The organism is Antiquaquibacter soli, assembly GCF_030580675.1.
Classification (GTDB): Bacteria; Actinomycetota; Actinomycetes; order Actinomycetales; family Microbacteriaceae; genus Rhodoglobus; species Rhodoglobus soli.
In genome coordinates, this window is record NZ_JAUQUB010000004.1 from 43,276 (window position 1) to 61,464 (window position 18,189).

The window sequence follows — 18,189 nt, forward strand, 5'->3', positions numbered from 1 at the left end:
AGCTCCTTCACCCGGGATCAGGCGTCGACGGTCGCGGTGCGCCCGGCGGAATTCCCACTAGCGTACAGGGTCGTCCCGTCGACGGAGATGTCGACGGTGCGCAGGTACGGGCCGAGTCGCTCGAGCGCGACCTCGAGACCGAGGCCCGGGGCATCCGGCGCACTGATCTCGCCGTTGGAGTCGAGCTCGAGGGCCGACCGGGTGATGTCGCGGGCGAGCGCGCTCGGCTCGACGGGGTACTCGCAGATGCGGTGGTCGGCGAGCCCGGCGTAGGGCTGGAGCGACGCGGAGAGCGCGAGGTGCGTCGTGAACGTGTGGTTCACGTACGTGACGCCCTTCGCGGCGGCGTAGTCGGCGACGGCCTTGGCGTGGCCGATTCCCCCGATGCGGCCGGTGTCGATCTGCACGAAGCTGACGCCGCCGTAGTCGATGAGGTTGGTGGCCATGTGCACGGTGTGCGCGCCCTCGCCGCCGGCGATGCCGACTCCCTGGCTGCGCGCGGCGAGCTGGTCGTGAACGCGGTAGGCGTCCGGGAGGAAGGGCTCCTCGAGCCACGTCGCGCGCGCGGCCGCTAGGGCGGGGATGCGCGCGGCGGCGGCGTCGAGGTCGGTGACGAAGATCTGTCCGGCGTCGACGAGGAGCAGGCCGTCGTCGCCGAGGGCCTCGCGCGCGGCGACCAGGTGATCGGCATCCCGCTCGGGGGTGGACTCGCCGAATCCGCCCCAGCCGACCTTCACGGCGCGGAACCCGGCGATGGTGGCCGCCTTCACGTGCTCGAGGGTCTCGGCCGGCGACGCGCCGAACAGCATCGAGGCGTAGGGCACCTTCGGGGCGGAGCGCTCGTAGCCGAGCAGCTTCCAGACAGGCTCATCGAAGCGGTGGCCGAGCAGGTCCCACATCGCGATCTCGATGCCGGAGAACGTGTGGGCCGCTTGAAGGAGGTCCATGCTGTTGCGCTCGACGAGGGCGGCGATGCGTGCGATGTCGGCAGGGGAGTCGAGCGTCTCGCCGAGCACCGAGTCGGCGACGGGCTGGCAGACGCCGTGCGATCGCGGCGTGACGAACGCGGCGATCGAGACGAGGGGGGATGCCTCGCACTCGCCCCAACCCACGTAGCCGCCGGCAGTGACGCGTACGAGGAGCGCGTCCTGGCTGCCGTCGGCGGCGAGGGTGACCTCGGGCATGGCGGCGTAGAAGAACTCGACGCTGTCGATCTTCATGCGCGCAACTCCGGGATCCTGGCCGTCATGTCGACATTGATCATATTTAAGCCTGACTCTTCTCCCGCAAAGCACCCCTGGTTCTGGGTGCTCAGCGAATTTACATCATACCTATTGGACAACGGAAGATACCTCAACCGAATAGCGGATCGTCACCGGCGATTCGGGGGCGACCCGGACGCTCGTGCGGAACCCCGCCGACGACAACGGATTGGGCGCCGTGGAGACTTCGTCGGGGAAGTCGAAGGCCGCCGCGATCGGCTCGACGCCGAGGCCGCGGTAGCGAGCCCGCCACGGCTCCTCCTCGAGGGCGCGGTCGGATATCCACAGCATCACGTGGGGCACGATCGAGCGGTCCCAGTCGAGCACGACGCGCGTTCCCGAGTCTGCGAAGCGCGCCTCGACGGGCCCGCGCGCACCGGCCAGGAGGACGACGTCCTCCGTCGTGCCCGGAAGGGGCAGCCGGGAGAGGTCGACCGTGCCGCCCGCCCGCGCCGGGACGGCGTCGAGGCGCGAGAAGGTCTGGCCGGGGCGGGTGGGGCCGACTCCCGGCCAGACCGGTCCTGGGTAGCTGAAGCCCTGCTCGAAGTCGGCGTCGATCGAGAGCTCGCCGGGCTCGGAAGGCAGGCGGAATATGGGATGCAGGCCCACCGCGGTGTCCACGGGGCGGCGGGAGCGGAGGGTGAGCGAGAAGTCCAGCGCCGGGGCATCCGGTCGCACGGAGACGGTGCGCTCGAGCCGCTCGATCCCCTCCGACGGCCCGTACTCGAGGCCGAGGGTGACACTCGACGCTGAGCGGTCGAGCACCTCCCACTCGTCGTCGGCCGACGGTCCGTGGGGGCGGTCGGGTGCGTCGGCGGGCACCACCGCGGACCAGTCGGGCGAGATCTCGGCCGGCGCTCCGACCGATCCGAAGGGCACGGCGACGAACTCCCCGCCGAGCTCGCGAAGGTGGCCCGGGTGGTCGTCGAGACCGGCCTCGCCGAGCCAGGGGGCGCGGGCGAATGGCCGGTGAGGGACTCCGTCGAGGAGGAAGGCCGCGTCGAGGAGCATGCCCGCGACGGGCGACACGATCGCGGTGGCGGCTGCTCCCGCGAGAGTGATGTGCGCCATCGTCGACCCCTCCCGTCCTGCTCTCGGCGACTGTGCCAAATCTGCGTCTGTGGTGTAAAGGTATTATCTAAAGCGAAGTTGGGTGCTACATTACGGGACAAGAACCCGTCAGTGAATCCCATATTCGCTGATATTCCCGACACACTAGCCAGCTTTTGGGGCTCGTGGTTAGGATTAAGTAAGACCAATGACGTTCGAATAGATGGATCATCAGATGGCCGACACGACCAGCACCGCCCTCGTCACGGGGGCGGCGAGCGGGATCGGGAGAGCCGTCGCGGCACGACTGGCCGCCGACGGCGCCCGAGTCGTGTGCGCCGATGCGAACGCGGTCGGCCTCGACGAGACGATCAGCGCCATCGAGCGGGCGGGCGGTTCGGCCGCGGCCGTCGTCCTGGATGTCACCGACCGCGACGCCGTGGCGCGCCTCGTCGGCTCCGCCGACCTCGACGGCCTCGACCGCGTCGCCCTGTGCGCGGGGATCTACCGGGCGACTCCCGTCGACGCCTTCTCGATCGACGACTACCGCCGCGTGCTCGAGGTCAACCTCACCTCGTCGGTCGCGCTCCTCGTCGCCCTCGTCCCCCGGCTGCGCGCCGCGGAGGCGCCCCGCGCGGTGACGGTGTCGTCGATCCACAGCCAGTTCGCCGAGGCGGGCTCGAGCGCCTACGCGGTGTCGAAGGCGGGTCTCGTCGCCGCCACCAAGGCTCTCGCGGTCGAGCTCGCGGGTGACGGCATCCTCGTCAACTCGATCGCCCCCGGCTTCATCGACACCCCCATGGCGGTGCTCGAGGACGGCACGAACGAGCACGACACCGCGGGCTTCCGGTCGGTCTACGTCGAGCACGGCAAGCTGCCGCTCGGTCGGCCGGGCACTCCCGAGGAGGTCGCGGCAGCGGCATCCTTCCTGCTCTCCCCGGACAACGGGTACATCACCGGCCACGTCCTCGTGGTCGACGGCGGATTGACGGCGACCTTCTGATGGCAGCCGCGACCGCTCACCCCGACTTCGGCGCCCTCACCCTGGGGCGCCGGGACTGCGCACGGCCGAGTCATCCAATGGCGGATGCCCGTGCCGGGCGTTCCACCCCGCACCGCACCGCGCGGTCGGAACTTTCGATTGAAAGGACACAGCAATGAAGAAGAGAAGCGTCATCGCCGCAGTCGCGGCGATGGGTCTTGTCACCGGCCTCGTGGCCTGTGCCCCTGCCGATGAGGGTGGCCCCGTCGAGCTCGTGATCTGGGACACCGGACTGCTCGGCAAGCTCAACGAGGACGGCTCGGCCGCGGACAACTCGTTCCTCGACAAGGCCGCCGGCATGTACATGGACGAGAACCCCGACATCTCGATCAAGATCGTCCAGCAGAGCGGCGACATCAGCAGCAACGCCGCGCAGTTCGAGGCCGCGTCGATCGCGGGCAACGGCCCCGACATCCGCGTGCAGTACACGGGCGGCCCGACGCTGTCGTTCTCCGACTTCTTCCTCGACCTCAGCGACACCTTCGACCAGGAGACGTTCGACGACCTGACCGGGTGGAACACGGTCCGCGCCGACTACGACCCGAACGGCGCCCTCTACGGCCTCCCGTACGGCTCCGGCACCTACTTCGTGGTCTTCGTCAACCACAAGCTCGTCGAGGCCGCGGGCATGGACCCCAACTACGTCCCCGAGACGTGGGAGGACATGATCGCCATGGGCGAGGAGTACAAGGAGAAGTCGGGCGGCCTCAACCCGTTCTGGGTCGCGAACCTCGAGGGCTACGTCGGTGCGTGGGTCATCGGCGCGCTCGGCGGCGGAGAGCTCGGCCCGGACGGCTTCACCGCGCAGTACCGCGGTGACGAGTCGATCGACTCCGAGGGCATGATCAAGGCCTACCAGGCGTGGGCCGACCTCTATGCGAGCGGACTCACCAACCCGGATGCGGGCGAGGTCTCGAACGGCGACTCCACCTCCGGCTTCCTGCAGGAGAAGGGCGCCTACTACATCGTCGGCATGTGGGAGGACGTGAACATGAACGACGCCTTCGGCGAGGACGTGAGCTCGTTCTTCATCCCCGTCCTCGACGGGGCCGAGTACCCCTCGGTCGCGGCCGGCGGACCGGTGCAGGCGCTCTCGATCACGAACTACTCGGAGCACCAGGAGGAGGCGAAGGACTTCCTGCGCTACCTCGCCCAGCCGGAGCTGCAGGACCTCTACGTCGAGATGACGCAGGTGGAGCCCTCGAACAGCAAGTCGGCGGATGCCTCGGTCATCCAGAACCCCCTGCTGCAGGCCCAGGCCGAGCAGCTCAAGGAGGTCGGCGACCTCATCTACCCGTTCGACAACGTGATGCCGCAGTCGGTCATCGACCTCTTCTACCGCGTGAACGCCTCGGTGTTCCTCGGCACGATGACCCCGGAAGAGGCCGTCTCGCAGCTGCAGGCAGCACTCGACGCGGAGCGCTAAATGACCTCGGTCAGTTCCACACCCCTGGTCGCGGGGGCCGCTGAAGCGGCTCCCGCGGCCGGCGGGCCCCGCAAGCCCGGCGCGCTCAACCGGCGAGGCAGGATCATCGGCCTCGCCGCGGTCCTCCCGGCCCTCGTGGTCGTGCTGGGCTTCATGATCTACCCGGTGCTCTTCGCGCTCTTCATCTCGTTCAACAACTCGAACGGCCGCTCCTTCAAGTGGGTCGGCCTCGACAACTACGTCCGCATCCTCACCGATCCGCTCGTGCACGGCGTCTTCCTGACGAACCTCAAGTTCCTCATCTCCGTGCCGCTGGTGATCTTCGTCTCGATCATCGTCTCGGTGCTGCTCTTCGAGCGCGTGCGCGGGTGGAAGTTCTTCCGCTTCATCTACTTCCTGCCGAACGTGCTCTCCGCCGTCGTCATCGGCATCATGTTCAAGCAGATCTTCGGGTACTACGGCGTGGTCAACGAGATCGTCGCCGCTCTCGGCGGCGAGCGCATCCAGTTCTTCACGACCGGCAACCTCGCGATCGCCGTCATCATCACCGCCCTCGTCTGGTCGGGCTTCGGCTACCAGTCGCTCCTGCTGCTCTCCGGCCTCACCTCGATCGACCCCGCGGTGTTCGAGGCGGCCGCGCTCGACGGCGCCGGCTGGTGGAAGCGGTTGTGGTACATCACGCTGCCCAACATCCGTCGCGTGCTCGGCTTCGTCTTCATCATCAACGTGCTCTACACGTTCACGTCGCTCTTCGGCTTCATCTACGTGATGACCGCCGGCGGGCCCGGCTACGACACCACGACGGTGGACTACCTCGTGTTCCTCAAGGCGTTCGACACCGGCAACAAGGGACCGGGCGCGGCACTGGCCGTGCTGCTCTTCCTGTTCATCGGGCTCCTGACGGTGCTGCAGAACAAGGTCTTCCGAGTCTCGGAGGAGGACTGACATGACCACGACGAGTGCAACCCTCAACAAGAAGGCGCGCTGGCCGATCTTCATCGCGCTCCTGCTGCTCGCCGCCTCGGTGATCTATCCGTTCTTCTTCCTGATCACCTCGTCGCTGCGACCCAAGCTCGACTACCTCGAGAACCCGCTCGGCCTCCCCGGCGAGTGGACGTTCGACAACTTCATCGCGCTGTGGACGCGCTACGGCGCCGGCCAGGGCTTCATGAACAGCCTGTTCGTCGTCGTGACGGCCGTCGCGATCGAGCTCGTGCTCGCGACCCTCGCCGGCTACGCGCTCGCGAAGTACCCGGTGCCGGGCTCGAAGTTCATCACCGCGTCGTTCGTCTCGGTGATGCTCATCCCCAGCCAGGTGCTCATCCTGCCGATCTATCTGATGCTGTCGCAGTTCCGACTCGTCGGCGACTTCTCCGGGCTCATCCTGGTCTACGTGGCCACGGGACTGCCGTTCTCGGTGTTCTTCCTGTCGGTGACCTTCCGCAGCATCCCCAACGAAGTCCTCGAGGCCGCCAAGCTCGACGGCGCCGGCTTCTTCCGGACGTTGTGGTCGGTGGTGTCGCCGATGGGCGTGGCGGGAATCGCGACCCTCGCGGTGCTCCAGTTCCTCGGCAAGTGGAACGAGCTGCTGTTCGCGGTCATCCTCCTGCCGGACAACTCGAAGCGACTGCTGACCCCCGCCCTCGCGCAGATCGGCGACAAGTTCCTGAACGAGCAGCCCCTGGTCTCCGCGGGACTGCTGCTCACCGCATCCGTGCCCCTGCTCCTGCTCGCGGTCGCCTCGCAGTACATCATGCGCGGGCTCGCGGTCGGGGTCAGCCGCTAGTGCCGGGGTTCCGCCTCGTCCCCACCGAGAGGTTCGCGTTCGGCTCCTTCGTCGACTGCAACATGGCCACGGCGTGGGTGGGCGACCGCTTCCGGATCTTCCCGGGCAAGTACGGGGAGGACCCGGTGTGGGGGCCCGCCGATGAGCTGATGTTCGCCGACGGCGCCGATCCGGATGAGGCGTTCCTGACGCCGCACGAGGGCTTCACCCGACCCCGGATGCCCGCCAACGCCGCTCCCGGAACCCCGGGCCTGCACGGCGCCGTGTGGTTCGAGACGGTCTACCAGGACGAGCGGGATGCCAGCGGCCGCACGCTCTTCGCGCTCTACCACAACGAGAACTACCCCTCGACGCTGCCGTTCGACGAGGCGACGGGGGAGGGCTACCGGGACGAGGGCTGGCCGCCCGGGCTGCAGGGCGACAGCTCCATCCAGGCGGTGCCGCGCATCGGCATCATGAAGTCGGTCGACGGCGGGGAGAGCTGGAGCGACCGCGGGGTCATCCTCGAGGACCGCGACGACCGGATGATCCGGCTCCCGCACAACCGCAACAACACGTTCCCCGGCGGTGTCGGCGACCCCTCGGCGGTCGCGAGCGGGGAGCACCTCTACGTGTTCTTCGGCGAGTACGCCTATCCGGCACCGTGGAGCGCGGAGCACCACGACCCGGCCATCGAGGCCGAGGGCCAGTGCATCAGCGTCGCGCGCATCCCGCTCGCCGATCTCGACGACCCGGTGGGGCGCGCCCGGCGCTGGGACGGCGTCGCGTTCATCGGACCGCCGGATGGCGTGGGGCAGCCCATCCGGTCGCTGCAGATCCCCGTCGAGCAGGGCGGCGGCGCCGTGTCCGCCGGCGACGAGAAGTACTACTGGGGGCCGTCGGTATCCTGGAACGAGTACCTCGAGTGCTGGGTCATGCTGCTCGGCCGCGTCGACGCCGGGTACTGGAAGGGCGACAGCGTCTTCATCTCGTTCAACCCGCACCGCGACCTCGGCGAGGGCGACAACGCGCAGGACTGGTCCATCCCCGAGCTGCTGCTCCAGCGGGAAGGGCGCACGCTCTGGTACCCGTCGCTGCAGCCGCTCAACACGACCGAGGACGTGGATGCCCGGCGCACGTCACTGCGACTGGGCCGCCGCGCCCGACTCTTCGTGAAGGATCTCGACTTCGCCGGGGGCGACTGGTACGGCAGCGATTTCGTGGTCGAGTTCGAGCGGTAGCGACCACTGGCTAGGCTCGGCGCATGAGCCGCACTGCCGTGTACATCGGAATCGGGCTGACCGTCGTCGCCGCGATCCGGCTCGCGACCGATCCCTCGTCGTTGCACCTCGGCGCGCTCGTGGTCATTGCGCTCGTGACGCTCGTCGCCGTGGTGGGCGTCGTGCTGCAGGCGCGATCGCGATTGGCGGGCGCGGATGCCCGCCGCGAGGCCATGACCCGCGACGGACTGAACTGGGTCGCCGACGTGCGCATCGACCGGGAGGTCCTCGAACGCATCGTCGGGCCGGTGGCGGACCCTCCCGCGACGGTTGCGCTCGGAGCGTTCGACGGGGAGGTCGAGGTGTGGCTCGATGCGACGGGGTCCGCGGGGGTGCTACCGGAAGGGAGAGCGACGGCGGTGCAGCATCCGCGCAATCCTGACGCGCCGTGGGGCGTCCTCGTGGAGGCGGCGGATGCCCCCATCCCGTTCGATGTCGTGGGCGCGCTGTGGGGCGCTGTGCCGGTCACCGAGGCGCGCACGCGCGAGGTCGTGGTCGTGCTGAACGGCCCCGTGTCGCCCGGGCGCCCCTAGCCCTTCTCGAACCAGCCGAGCGGTGCCATCGGCGCGTCGAGGGTCGTCGGCGGCAGGGTCGGCATCGCCCAGCGCACACCGTTGGCCAGCACGCGGTGGATGTCCGGGTGGTGGTAGACCGGGTACTCCTGGTCGCCGGGGGAGAAGTAGAAGATCTTGCCGAGCCCCCTCGTGAACGTGGCTCCCGAGCGGAACACCTCACCGCCCGTGAACGAGGAGATGAAGATCAGGTCGTCGGGCTCGGGGATGTCGAAGTGCTCCCCGTACATCTCCTGGCCCTCGATGATGATCGGGTGCGGCACCCCCGCGGCGATCGGGTGCGTCGGGCTGACCGTCCACACGAGCTCGCGGTCGTTGCCGCCCCGCCAGCGCAACGAGCACGTCGTGCCCATGAGCCGCGTAAACGGCTTCGAGTAGTGCGCCGAGTGCAGGGGCAGGAAGCCCATCCCCTCGTGCACGCGCCGGATCACGGATGACACGACGGCGTCGTCGACCCGGTCGTGCGCCTCGTGGCCCCACCAGAGCAGCACGTCGGTCTCGGCGAGCACGTCGTCGGTGAGCCCGTGTGAGGGAAGGTCGAGGTGCGCGAACCGGATGCTCGCCTCGGGGAGGTGGGTGCGCAGTCCCGCGGCGATGGCGCCGTGCATCCCCTCCGGGTACAGGCGCTGGGTCGTCGACCCCTCCTGCTGCTCGTGGACGCCCTCGTTGTAGATGGTGATGCGCATCAGAGCACGACCTCCTTGCCCTGCCGGGCCGATTCGTAGCACGCGTCGATGATCTCGGTGCGATGCACGGCGGTGTCGCCGTGGTGGTCGGCCCAGTCGCCCGAGCGCACGATGTCGACGAACTCGGCGATGACCGTCGGATGCCCCTTGTCGACGACGTGGACGGCGGGGGTGATGTCCGCCTGCTCGCCGTTGATGTCGCGGTAGATCGTGAGAGTGCCGTCGGTCGCATAGCGCTTCACGAGGATGCGCGCCCCGCCCTCGACGCCGAGGAGCTCGATCGAGATGTCCTCGTCGTCGGCGGTGTGGCCGGCCCAGCTGATCTCGTACTGGATCGACTGACCGCGGTCCGTGCGTAGGAGGGCGCTCGCGAGGTCCTCGACCTCGAAGGAGGTGTGGCCGCCGGCGAACTGCGCGCCCTTGTCCATCGCGCCGTAGCCTGCGCGGCCGAGTGCGCCGTGCGCGGCGGCGCTCGCCGTCGTGACGCGCGGCTCGCCCAGGAGGAAGAGCACGATGTCGAGCACGTGGGGTCCGAGGTCGATGAGCGCCCCGCCGCCGGCGAGCGACTTGCTCGTGAACCACGACATGAGGCCGGGGATGCCCGCCCGGCGCTTCCACGTCGCGCGCACGTGGTAGATCTCGCCGATGCCCGGGTCGTCGAGGTAGCGCTTGAGGTACTGCACGTCGGCACGGCGGCGGTGATTGAACGCCACCTCGAGCACTCGGTTGTTGGCGCGGGCGATCTGACCCATCCGCCGTGCCTCGTCCGCGTGGATGGCGAGCGGCTTCTCGCAGAAGACGTGCTTGCCCGCTTCGAGGGCGGCGATCGAGATGGGGGCGTGGAGCGCGTTCGGCGTCGCGACGCTCACGATGTCGAGCTCGGGGAGCGCGACGAGGTCCTCCCAGTCGCTGTAGAGCTTGGGGATGCCGAGGCTCTCGCCGAGGAAGGCGAGCCGCTCCGGTTCCTTCCCGGCGAGGGCGACGACCTCCACCCCGGGGATGCCGAGATAGGACTCGGCGTGGGTGGTGCCGGCGTAGCCGAGGCCTACCACCCCGACTTTCAGCGGTGTAGCGTCGGACATGGGAAGCTCCTTCGGTTGCGGCAGCGCTCAGGAAAAATACTACTAAACCTCTCGCTGCGCCCCGCAATAGACCCGGCTCGACGGAGTCTGGTCCGCTTAGGTATGATTATTGCGACCCTGGGAGATCGCATGTCATCGAAGACGCCCGCCGTGCTGCACGTGAGCGCGGACGATTCCGGCACCCTGAGCCTCGACGTCGGAGCCGATCGGCTCATCGCGCCGTCCCGGCTCCTTCACGTCGAGATCGATCGGCACCGGGTCGAGCGGCTCGTCGATCCGAGCATCCACGACTCCGCCGCCGGCACCGTCGTCACCGGTCGCCTCGAGGGCACCGGACTCGACGCGCGCTGGAGCGCCACCCCCCTCGGCGAGGGCGTCTGGGAATTCGGTCTCGAGCTCACCAACGCGGGAGCGTCGACGCTGGCGATCACCCGGATGGACCCGCTCGCCGCGCACCTCGACGGCGGGCGCTGGAGCACCCTCGCGTTCGACTCGGCGTGGGGCGACGAATGGCGTCCCGTCACCGGCACGACCGACTACCACCACCGCCTCGGCACGCGGTCGGGGCGCTCGTCGCACGGCATGAGCCCCTGGTTCGGCCTCGAGCGCGCTGGCGCCGGCGTCGTCGTGAGCCCGGCCTGGAGCGGCAACTGGCACATCGACCTCGACGAGGGCACCCGCGTCTCCGCCGGCGTCTCGACCTGGCAGCTCGTCGTCGAGCTCGCCCCCGGTGAGACCGTGTCGGCGCCCCGCGTCGTGCTCGCGGTGGGCAGCACGCGGGATGCCGCGGCCCGCGCGCTCACGACGGCGGCCGGCGCGATCATCCCGCGATCCGTCGCCTCCGAGCGCCTCGACGTCGAGTGGAACCACTGGTGGCCGTACGAGGACGTCGAGGTCACCGAGGGCGTCATCGCCGACAACGCGATGATCGCGACCGACCTCGGCATCCGCGTCGTCACCGTCGACGCGGGCTGGTTCGGGCCCGCCGACCCCGACACCTACTGGGGCGACTACCGCGGCGACTGGGACCTCGTGAACACGGCGCGCTTCCCGAGCGGGCTCGGCGCGCTCGGCGACTCCATCCGCGCGGCGGGCGCTCGACCCGGCATCTGGGAGGAGGCCGAGGCGGTCGGTTCCAAGGCGCGGCTGCGGCGCGAGCATCCCGAGCTCATGGCCCTCGCGGTCGACGGCCGTCGCCACGATCCCTCGTACGGCGTCGGCTCGCAGTCCCTCGACCCCGAGGACCCCGCCTTCCTCGGCTACGTCTGCCTCGGCTCGCCCGCCGCCCGGGAGTTCGTGCTCGAGAGCATGAGCCGAGTCGTCACCGAGACGGGAGCGGAGTGGGTCAAGCTCGACTTCAACGTCGACCCCGACGCGGGATGCTCGCGCACCGACCACGGCCACGGTGCCGGCGACGGCCTCCTGCGCCACTACGAGGGGCTCTACGCCGTGCTCGACGAGTTCCGCGCCCGCCACCCGGAGGTCGTGCTCGAGGCGTGCTCCTCCGGCGGACTCCGCATCGATCTCGGCCTCGCCCGGCACGTGCACTGCTTCTTCCTCTCCGACCCCGACTACACCGAGCACGCCCTCCAGGTGCTGTGGGGGGCGAGCCTGCTGCTGCCGCCGGTCTCGATCCTCCACTGGTCGTGGTCGCAGTGGCGCGGCGACCACCCCGCCTCCCAGCTCGACTTCGCCGCGCTCACCGACGAGCAGTTCGCGACGACCCTGCGCGCGGCGATGCTGCACCGCTTCGGCGTCTCGCTCCGACTGCCCGCGCTGCGCGAGTCGCACTTCGAGGTGCTCCGTGCGCACGTCGCGCTGTACACGGGCACCATCGCCGACCTCGTGCGCGAGGGGGCGCTGCACCGCCTCACCGACCAGCCCCGCCGGGGCGGCCTCGGCGAGCGAGCGCCGGCCTTCCAGCTCTCGAGCGGCGACCGGCAGGTGATCGCCCAGTTCGTGCTCCCCGGGGGCGCCGCGCCCGTGGCTGTGCGCCCTGACCTCGACCCCGCGCGGGAGTACCGCGTCACCGACCTCGCCTCGGGCGCCGAGCTCGCCCTCGGCCCCGACGGCATCCCACTCGACGACAAGAACGGCACGGTCACCTCGTGGCTGCTGCTCGTGGAGGTTCAGTAACCCATGCACGACGACCGCGTCCTCGTCGAAGCGCGCCTCAAGCGCTTCGTCGACGATCACCTCGCCCCCGCCCTGTACCGGGATGCCCGCCCCCTCGCCGCGACGGCGTGGCGGGTCCCCGGCGAGCCCGTGCCCTTCGCCGAGGCCATCGCGCAGGCCTTCGACCCCGTCCCGCTCGGCTGGAGCTGGGGCACCGCGTGGAGCACGGTGTGGCTGCGGATCACCGGTGAGGTGCCCGCGGAGTGGGCGGCAGTCGCCGGCACCCGCCCGGAGATCCTCATCGACTTCGGCTACAACCGCTCGCGCGCGGGCTTCCAGGCCGAGGGCCTCGCCTACCGGCCCGACGGCACCCCCATCAAGGCGATCAACCCGCTCAACTCCTGGCTGCCCGCCTCGCCCGGCGAGCACATCGACGTGATCGTGGAGGCCGCCGCGAACCCGGACGTGGCGGGGGAGTACACCTTCCAGCCCACCCCGCTCGGCGACCTCGCGACGGTCGGCCCCGAGGAGCTCTATCAGCTCAAGCAGCTCGAGGTCGCCCTCCTCGACGTGACCGTGTGGGAGCTCCTGCAGGACGTGTGGACGCTGCGCGGCCTCATGGGTGAGCTGTCGGTCGATTCCCCGCGCCGCCACGAGATCCTCCGCGCGCTCGAGCGCATGCTCGACGCCCTCGACCCCGATGACATCGCGGGGACGGCGGAGGCGGCGCGCGGCGAGATCTCCGACGTGCTCGCCCGGCCCGCGTCATCCAGCGCCCACCACCTCGTGGCGACCGGCCACGCCCACATCGACTCGGCCTGGCTGTGGCCGCTGCGCGAGACGGTGCGCAAGTGCGCCCGTACGTTCACGAACGTCATGGCGCTCATGGACGAGCATCCCGACTTCGTATTCGCGTGCTCCTCGGCGCAGCAGTACCGGTGGATGAAGGACTACTACCCCGAGGTCTTCGAGCGCATCAAGGAGAAGGTCGCCGCGGGGCAGTTCGTGCCCGTTGGCGGCATGTGGGTGGAGTCCGACACGAACATGCCGGGCTCGGAGGCGATGGCGCGGCAGTTCGTCGCCGGCAAGCGGTTCTTCCTCGAGGAGTTCGGCGTCGAGTGCGAGGAGGCGTGGCTGCCCGACTCCTTCGGCTACTCGGCCGCGCTCCCGCAGATCGTGTCGGCGGCGGGCGAGCGCTGGTTCCTCACCCAGAAGATCTCCTGGAACCAGGTGAACCGGATGCCCCACCACACGTTCTGGTGGGAGGGCATCGACGGCACCCGCGTCTTCACTCACTTCCCGCCCGCGGACACCTACATCTCCGACCTGAGCGCGATGGAGGTGCACCGGGCCGAGCGCCAGTTCTCCGAGAAGGGCAGGGCGACGGTCTCGCTCATCCCGTTCGGCTGGGGCGACGGCGGCGGCGGACCGACTCGCGAGATGATCGCGGCCGCGAGGCGCCTGGCCTCACTCGAGGGCTCGCCGACCGTCTCGATCGACCGGCCGAGCGCCTTCTTCGAGCGCGCGCACGCCGAGTACCCCGACGCGCCCGTGTGGTCGGGGGAGATGTACCTCGAGCTGCACCGCGGCGTGTACACCTCGCAGCTGCGCACGAAGCAGGGCAACCGGCGCAGCGAGCAGCTCCTGCGCGAGGCGGAGCTGTGGGCGACCTCGGCGGCGATCCGCACCGGGTTCGAGTACCCCTACGACCTCCTCGAGGAGTGCTGGCACACGGTGCTGCTGCTCCAGTTCCACGACATCCTGCCCGGGTCGTCGATCGCGTGGGTGCACCGCGAGGCGGAACGGCGGCACGCCGAGGTGGCCGAGCGGCTCGAGTCGGTGATCGCGGATGCCCTCGCCGCCCTCACCGCGGGTGGCAGCGAGTCCCTGCTCGTCAACTCCTCGCCCCTGCCGCGCGCGGGAGTCGGGGCGCTCGCGATCGGGACGGCAGCGGCCACCCCGTCCGCCGAGGCCACCCCGTCCGCCGAGGCTCTCGACGGGGACCACGTCGCCACCCTCCGCAACGGCATCCTCACCGTCGTCGTCACGGACGGCGCGATCACGTCGTTGCGCGGCCCCTCCGGGCGCGAGGTCGTGCCGCCGGGAGCCCGACTCGGCGCACTGCGCCTGCACCGCGACCTGCCGAACCTGTGGGACGCGTGGGATCTCGACGCCCACTACAAGCGCACCGTCCGCGAGCTGTCGGAGCCCGAGTCGGTCGCCCTCGAGTCCGGTGACGACGGCTCCGTGGCCGTCGTCGCGAGGTTCTCGACGGGGCCCTCGACGATCGTGCAGCGCGTCATCCTGCGGCCCGGCGCGGCGGTCGTCGACCTCGAGCTCGATGTCGACTGGCGCGACCGCGAGAAGATCCTCAAGCTCGCGATGCCCCTCGACCTGCGCGCCGATCGCACGGCGGCGGAGACGCAGTTCGGGCACGTATTCCGTTCGACGCATACGAACACCTCGTGGGAGGCTGCTCGCTTCGAGGCTGTTCAGCACAAGTGGCTCCACCTGGGTGAGCCGGGCTTCGGCGTCGCGATCGCGAACGACTCGACGTACGGCTACGACGTCGACCGCGTGACGCGAGACGACGGCGGAACGACGACGACGGCGCGCTTCTCGGTGCTCCGCGCGCCGCTGTTCCCCGACCCGGAGACGGATCAGGGGCCGCACTCGGTGCGCTACTCGATCGCTCCGGACGCGGGGATCGCCGAGGCCGTGGCCGCCGGCTACGACCGCAACATCGCCCTGCGCACCGTCGTCGGATCGCCCGTCGCCCCGCTCGTGTCGAGCAGCGCGCCGGGAGTCGTCATCGAGACCGTCAAGCTCGCGGAGGACCGCTCGGGCGACGTCGTCGTTCGCGTGTACGAGTCCCTGGGCGAGCGCGAGACCGCGACGATCACGCTCGATGCGGGGTTCGATTCCGTCGTGCTCACCGACCTTCTCGAGCGCGAGCTCGAGGAGCTCCCGGGAGCGGCGGAGTTGACGCTGCGACCGTTCCAGTTCGTGACCCTCCGCTTCCGGGGCGTCGCTCGGGGTGCGGCGCGATGACCGGCTCCACGACCTTCCGCGACGACCTCGCCGATCCTCGTCCCGGCCGCGGCGCACTGCCGCCGGTCGCCGCCCTGGAGTCCGACGCGCCCGTGCTCGACCTGAGCGGGACGTGGTCGTTCCGCTGGGCGCCGACCGTCGCCGACGCACCAGCGGACATGCCCGGCCCGGACACCTCCGGATGGGGTCGGATGCCCGTGCCCGCCTCGTGGGTGATGCCCGCGCTCGATGCTGCGGCCGGGGGCCCGCACGGCTCTCCGGTCTACACGAACGTGCGTTACCCGTTCCCGCTCGACCCGCCCTTCCCGCCCGACGCGAACCCGGTCGGCGACTATGCGACCGTGTTCGAGCTCGACGAGGTGCCCGAGCGCGCCGTGCTGAGGTTCGAGGGCGTCGAGGGTGCCGCGACGGTCTGGCTCAACGGCGTCGAACTGGGCACGACGCGCGGCAGCCGGCTCCCCACGTCGTTCGACGCGAGCGCGGCGCTCCAGGAGGGGGTCAACCGCCTCGACGTGCGCGTCGCCCAGTTCTCCGCCGCGAGCTACCTCGAGGACCAGGACGAGTGGTGGGCGCCCGGCATCATCCGGGAGGTGACCCTGCGCACCCGTCCCGCGGGCGGTCTCGACGACGTCTTCGCGCGCGTGTCGTGGGCCGACGGCGTCGGCTCGCTGCTCGTGGAGACGCCCGTGCCCGCGACCGTCGAGGTGCCGGAGCTGGGCATCCGGGGCTCCAGCGGGGAACGGTTCGACGTGCCCGCCGAGCCGTGGTCGGCCGAGTCGCCCCGGCTCTACGAGGCGATCGTCTCGACCGACTCGGAGCGGGTCGTGCTGCGGGTCGGATTCCGCTCGGTGAGCGTCGACGGCGGCGTGCTTCGTGTCAACGGCGTCGCCATCACGCTGCGCGGCGTCAACCGGCACGAGCATCACCCGGAACTCGGGCGCGCCGTGCCCCGCGAGGTGATGGATGCCGAGCTCGCGCTCATGAAGCAGCACAACGTCAACGCGATCCGGACCTCCCACTACCCGCCGCACCCCGCCCTCCTCGACGCAGCAGACCGCCTCGGTTTCTACGTCGTGGACGAGTGCGACATCGAGACGCACGGCTTCGGCGACGTCGGCTGGCGGCGCAACCCCTCCGACGAGCCGCTGTGGCGCGAGGCCTACCTCGACCGCGCAGCCCGCATGGTCGAGCGCGACAAGAACCACCCCTCGATCATCCTGTGGTCGCTCGGCAACGAGGCGGGCACGGGCCAGAACCTGCGGGCCATGACGGAGTGGATCCACGACCGCGACCCCAGCCGCCCCGTGCACTACGAGGGCGACTACGACTGCGAGTACGTCGACATCTGGTCGCGCATGTACGCGTCGCACGCGGAGGTCGCGGCGATCGCGACGCGCGACGAGCCCGCCCTCGACGACCCGGAGCTGGATGCCCGGCGCCGGGCGATGCCGTTCATGCAGTGCGAGTACGCCCACGCGATGGGCAACGGCCCCGGTGGCCTCAGCGAGTACGACGAGCTCTTCGAGAGCTCGGAGCGGATCGCGGGCGGCTTCGTCTGGGAGTGGCTCGAGCACGGCATCCGCGACGCCGGCGGCCGGATGCGCTACGGCGGCGACTTCGGCGAGCGAGTGCACGACGGCAACTTCGTGATCGACGGGCTCGTGTCCGCCGACCGGGAGCCGCGGCCCCAGCTCGAGGACCTCAAGGCGGTGTTCGCTCCCGTCGTCCTCACCGTGGCGGGGGCATCCCTCACCGTCCGGAGCCGCTACGACGTGATCGACACCTCCCACCTCGTCTTCGACTGGGTCATCGAGCGCGCCGACGGCGTGCTCTCGCGGGGAAGCGTGGATGTCCCGGCGATCCCGCCGCGCGGATCGGCCACCGTCTCCCTCCCGGCTCCCGCCGTGCCGGGCAGCGTGCTCACGGTGAGCGCGCGGCTCGCGTCCGATGCGGAGTGGGCGCCCGCGGGACACGAGGTCGCGTGGGGCCAGGAGTCGCTCGTCGCGGCACCGTCGCTCCCTGGGGCCTCGACGTCCGCTGAGGCTCTCGAGGCGATCCCCGCCGTCACCCTCGACCCGCGCACGGGCGCCCCGACCTCGATCGCGGGCATCCCGGTCGCGGACTGGCGCCTCGAGCTCTGGCGCGCCCCCATCGACAACGACTTCGGCGTCGCGTGGGGCGAAGCCGACGGCCGGCCGCTCGAGGAGCGGTGGCGGGCCATCGGCCTCGACCAGCTCGCGAGCCGGCTCGTCTCGATCGACGGCTCGAGCGTCGTGACTCGCGTCGGCGGTGCCGGCCGCGACGAGCTCGTCGAGCTCACCTGCCGCTGGCGCCCGGTCGACGGCGGCGTGCTGCTGGATGTCAGGGTCCAGCCTCTCGTCGACACGGAGCAGGAGTGGGCGCGGGTCGGGATCTCGTTCACGCTCCCCGCAGCGTTCGCCGGCATGCGCTGGTTCGGCCTGGGCCCCGGACAGGGATACCCCGACACGGGCCAGGGCACTCGCCTCGGCTGGCACGCGGCCGCCGTCGCCGACCTCCCGGTGCCGCACGTGCGGCCGCAGGAGTCGGGGTCCCGGCGGGCAGTGCGCGAGGTCGCCTTCACCGACGGAGCGCGGCGACTCACCGCCGAGGGCGAGTTCGCGGTGACCGCCCGGCCCTGGTCGACGGAGGCCGTCGCATCCGCGACCCACTCCGACGAGCTGCAGCCCGACGGCCGCACGCACGTCGTGCTCGACCTCGCCCAGTACGGGGTCGGGACCGCCGCGTGCGGGCCGGGTGTGCTCACCGACTACCGGCTCACCGCGCATCGGATCGACGCGACGGTGCGCTTTTCGTCGACCGACGCGTAGTCGGGCAGA

At 70.4% G+C, this 18,189-nt stretch carries 13 protein-coding genes; 9 read left to right on the forward strand and 4 right to left on the reverse strand.

The window, feature by feature from the left end; genetic code table 11:
* Positions 1 to 17: 17 nt before the first annotated feature.
* Both Q5716_RS13515 and Q5716_RS13520 read right to left on the reverse strand, forming a co-directional pair.
* On the reverse strand, positions 18 to 1,220 hold the full coding sequence (locus Q5716_RS13515) for a mandelate racemase/muconate lactonizing enzyme family protein (protein WP_305003679.1): 1,203 nt from the start codon (positions 1,218 to 1,220) through the stop codon (positions 18 to 20).
* Between the two features lie 111 nt (positions 1,221 to 1,331).
* A complete protein-coding gene (locus Q5716_RS13520; protein WP_305003680.1) occupies positions 1,332 to 2,333 on the reverse strand; it encodes an aldose epimerase family protein in 1,002 nt (333 codons plus the stop codon).
* A gap of 214 nt (positions 2,334 to 2,547) precedes the next feature.
* Here Q5716_RS13520 and Q5716_RS13525 point away from each other — a divergent pair, with 214 nt between their 5' ends.
* From Q5716_RS13525 to Q5716_RS13550, 6 genes are all read left to right on the forward strand, one after another.
* Positions 2,548 to 3,315, forward strand: coding sequence for an SDR family NAD(P)-dependent oxidoreductase (locus Q5716_RS13525; RefSeq protein ID WP_305003681.1), 768 nt, complete (start codon positions 2,548 to 2,550; stop codon positions 3,313 to 3,315).
* Between the two features lie 154 nt (positions 3,316 to 3,469).
* Positions 3,470 to 4,780: an ABC transporter substrate-binding protein gene (locus tag Q5716_RS13530; RefSeq protein ID WP_305003682.1), complete on the forward strand. Its 1,311-nt coding sequence runs from the start codon at positions 3,470 to 3,472 to the stop codon at positions 4,778 to 4,780.
* Positions 4,781 to 5,725, forward strand: coding sequence for a carbohydrate ABC transporter permease (locus tag Q5716_RS13535; protein WP_305003683.1), 945 nt, complete (start codon positions 4,781 to 4,783; stop codon positions 5,723 to 5,725). It abuts the gene before it with no gap.
* 1 nt (position 5,726) lies between these two features.
* On the forward strand, positions 5,727 to 6,566 hold the full coding sequence (locus Q5716_RS13540; RefSeq protein ID WP_305003684.1) for a carbohydrate ABC transporter permease: 840 nt from the start codon (positions 5,727 to 5,729) through the stop codon (positions 6,564 to 6,566).
* Positions 6,566 to 7,786, forward strand: a complete 1,221-nt coding sequence (locus Q5716_RS13545; protein WP_305003685.1) for a hypothetical protein — start codon at positions 6,566 to 6,568, stop codon at positions 7,784 to 7,786. Before Q5716_RS13540 ends, Q5716_RS13545 begins: the two co-directional genes overlap by 1 nt.
* A gap of 23 nt (positions 7,787 to 7,809) precedes the next feature.
* Positions 7,810 to 8,358 carry a hypothetical protein gene (locus tag Q5716_RS13550; protein WP_305003686.1) on the forward strand — a complete coding sequence of 183 codons (549 nt, stop codon included), beginning with the start codon at positions 7,810 to 7,812 and terminating at the stop codon, positions 8,356 to 8,358.
* On the opposite strand, the gene Q5716_RS13555 is transcribed toward Q5716_RS13550, so the two are convergent.
* Complete coding sequence (locus tag Q5716_RS13555) at positions 8,355 to 9,083, reverse strand: ThuA domain-containing protein (RefSeq protein WP_305003687.1); 729 nt, start codon at positions 9,081 to 9,083, stop codon at positions 8,355 to 8,357. The two genes, Q5716_RS13550 and Q5716_RS13555, sit on opposite strands and share 4 nt — an antisense overlap.
* Positions 9,083 to 10,165 carry a Gfo/Idh/MocA family protein gene (locus tag Q5716_RS13560; RefSeq protein WP_305003688.1) on the reverse strand — a complete coding sequence of 361 codons (1,083 nt, stop codon included), beginning with the start codon at positions 10,163 to 10,165 and terminating at the stop codon, positions 9,083 to 9,085. Before Q5716_RS13560 ends, Q5716_RS13555 begins: the two co-directional genes overlap by 1 nt.
* Positions 10,166 to 10,294: 129 nt before the next feature.
* Between Q5716_RS13560 and Q5716_RS13565 the strand changes: the two genes are divergently transcribed.
* Genes Q5716_RS13565 through Q5716_RS13575 form a run of 3 tightly spaced genes read left to right on the forward strand, consistent with a single transcriptional unit; the run spans position 10,295 to position 18,180 of the window.
* Positions 10,295 to 12,301: an alpha-galactosidase gene (locus Q5716_RS13565; RefSeq protein WP_305003689.1), complete on the forward strand. Its 2,007-nt coding sequence runs from the start codon at positions 10,295 to 10,297 to the stop codon at positions 12,299 to 12,301.
* 3 nt (positions 12,302 to 12,304) lie between these two features.
* Complete coding sequence (locus Q5716_RS13570) at positions 12,305 to 15,331, forward strand: alpha-mannosidase (RefSeq protein ID WP_305003690.1); 3,027 nt, start codon at positions 12,305 to 12,307, stop codon at positions 15,329 to 15,331.
* Positions 15,328 to 18,180, forward strand: coding sequence for a glycoside hydrolase family 2 TIM barrel-domain containing protein (locus Q5716_RS13575; protein ID WP_305003691.1), 2,853 nt, complete (start codon positions 15,328 to 15,330; stop codon positions 18,178 to 18,180). Before Q5716_RS13570 ends, Q5716_RS13575 begins: the two co-directional genes overlap by 4 nt.
* The last annotated feature ends 9 nt before the right edge of the window (positions 18,181 to 18,189 follow it).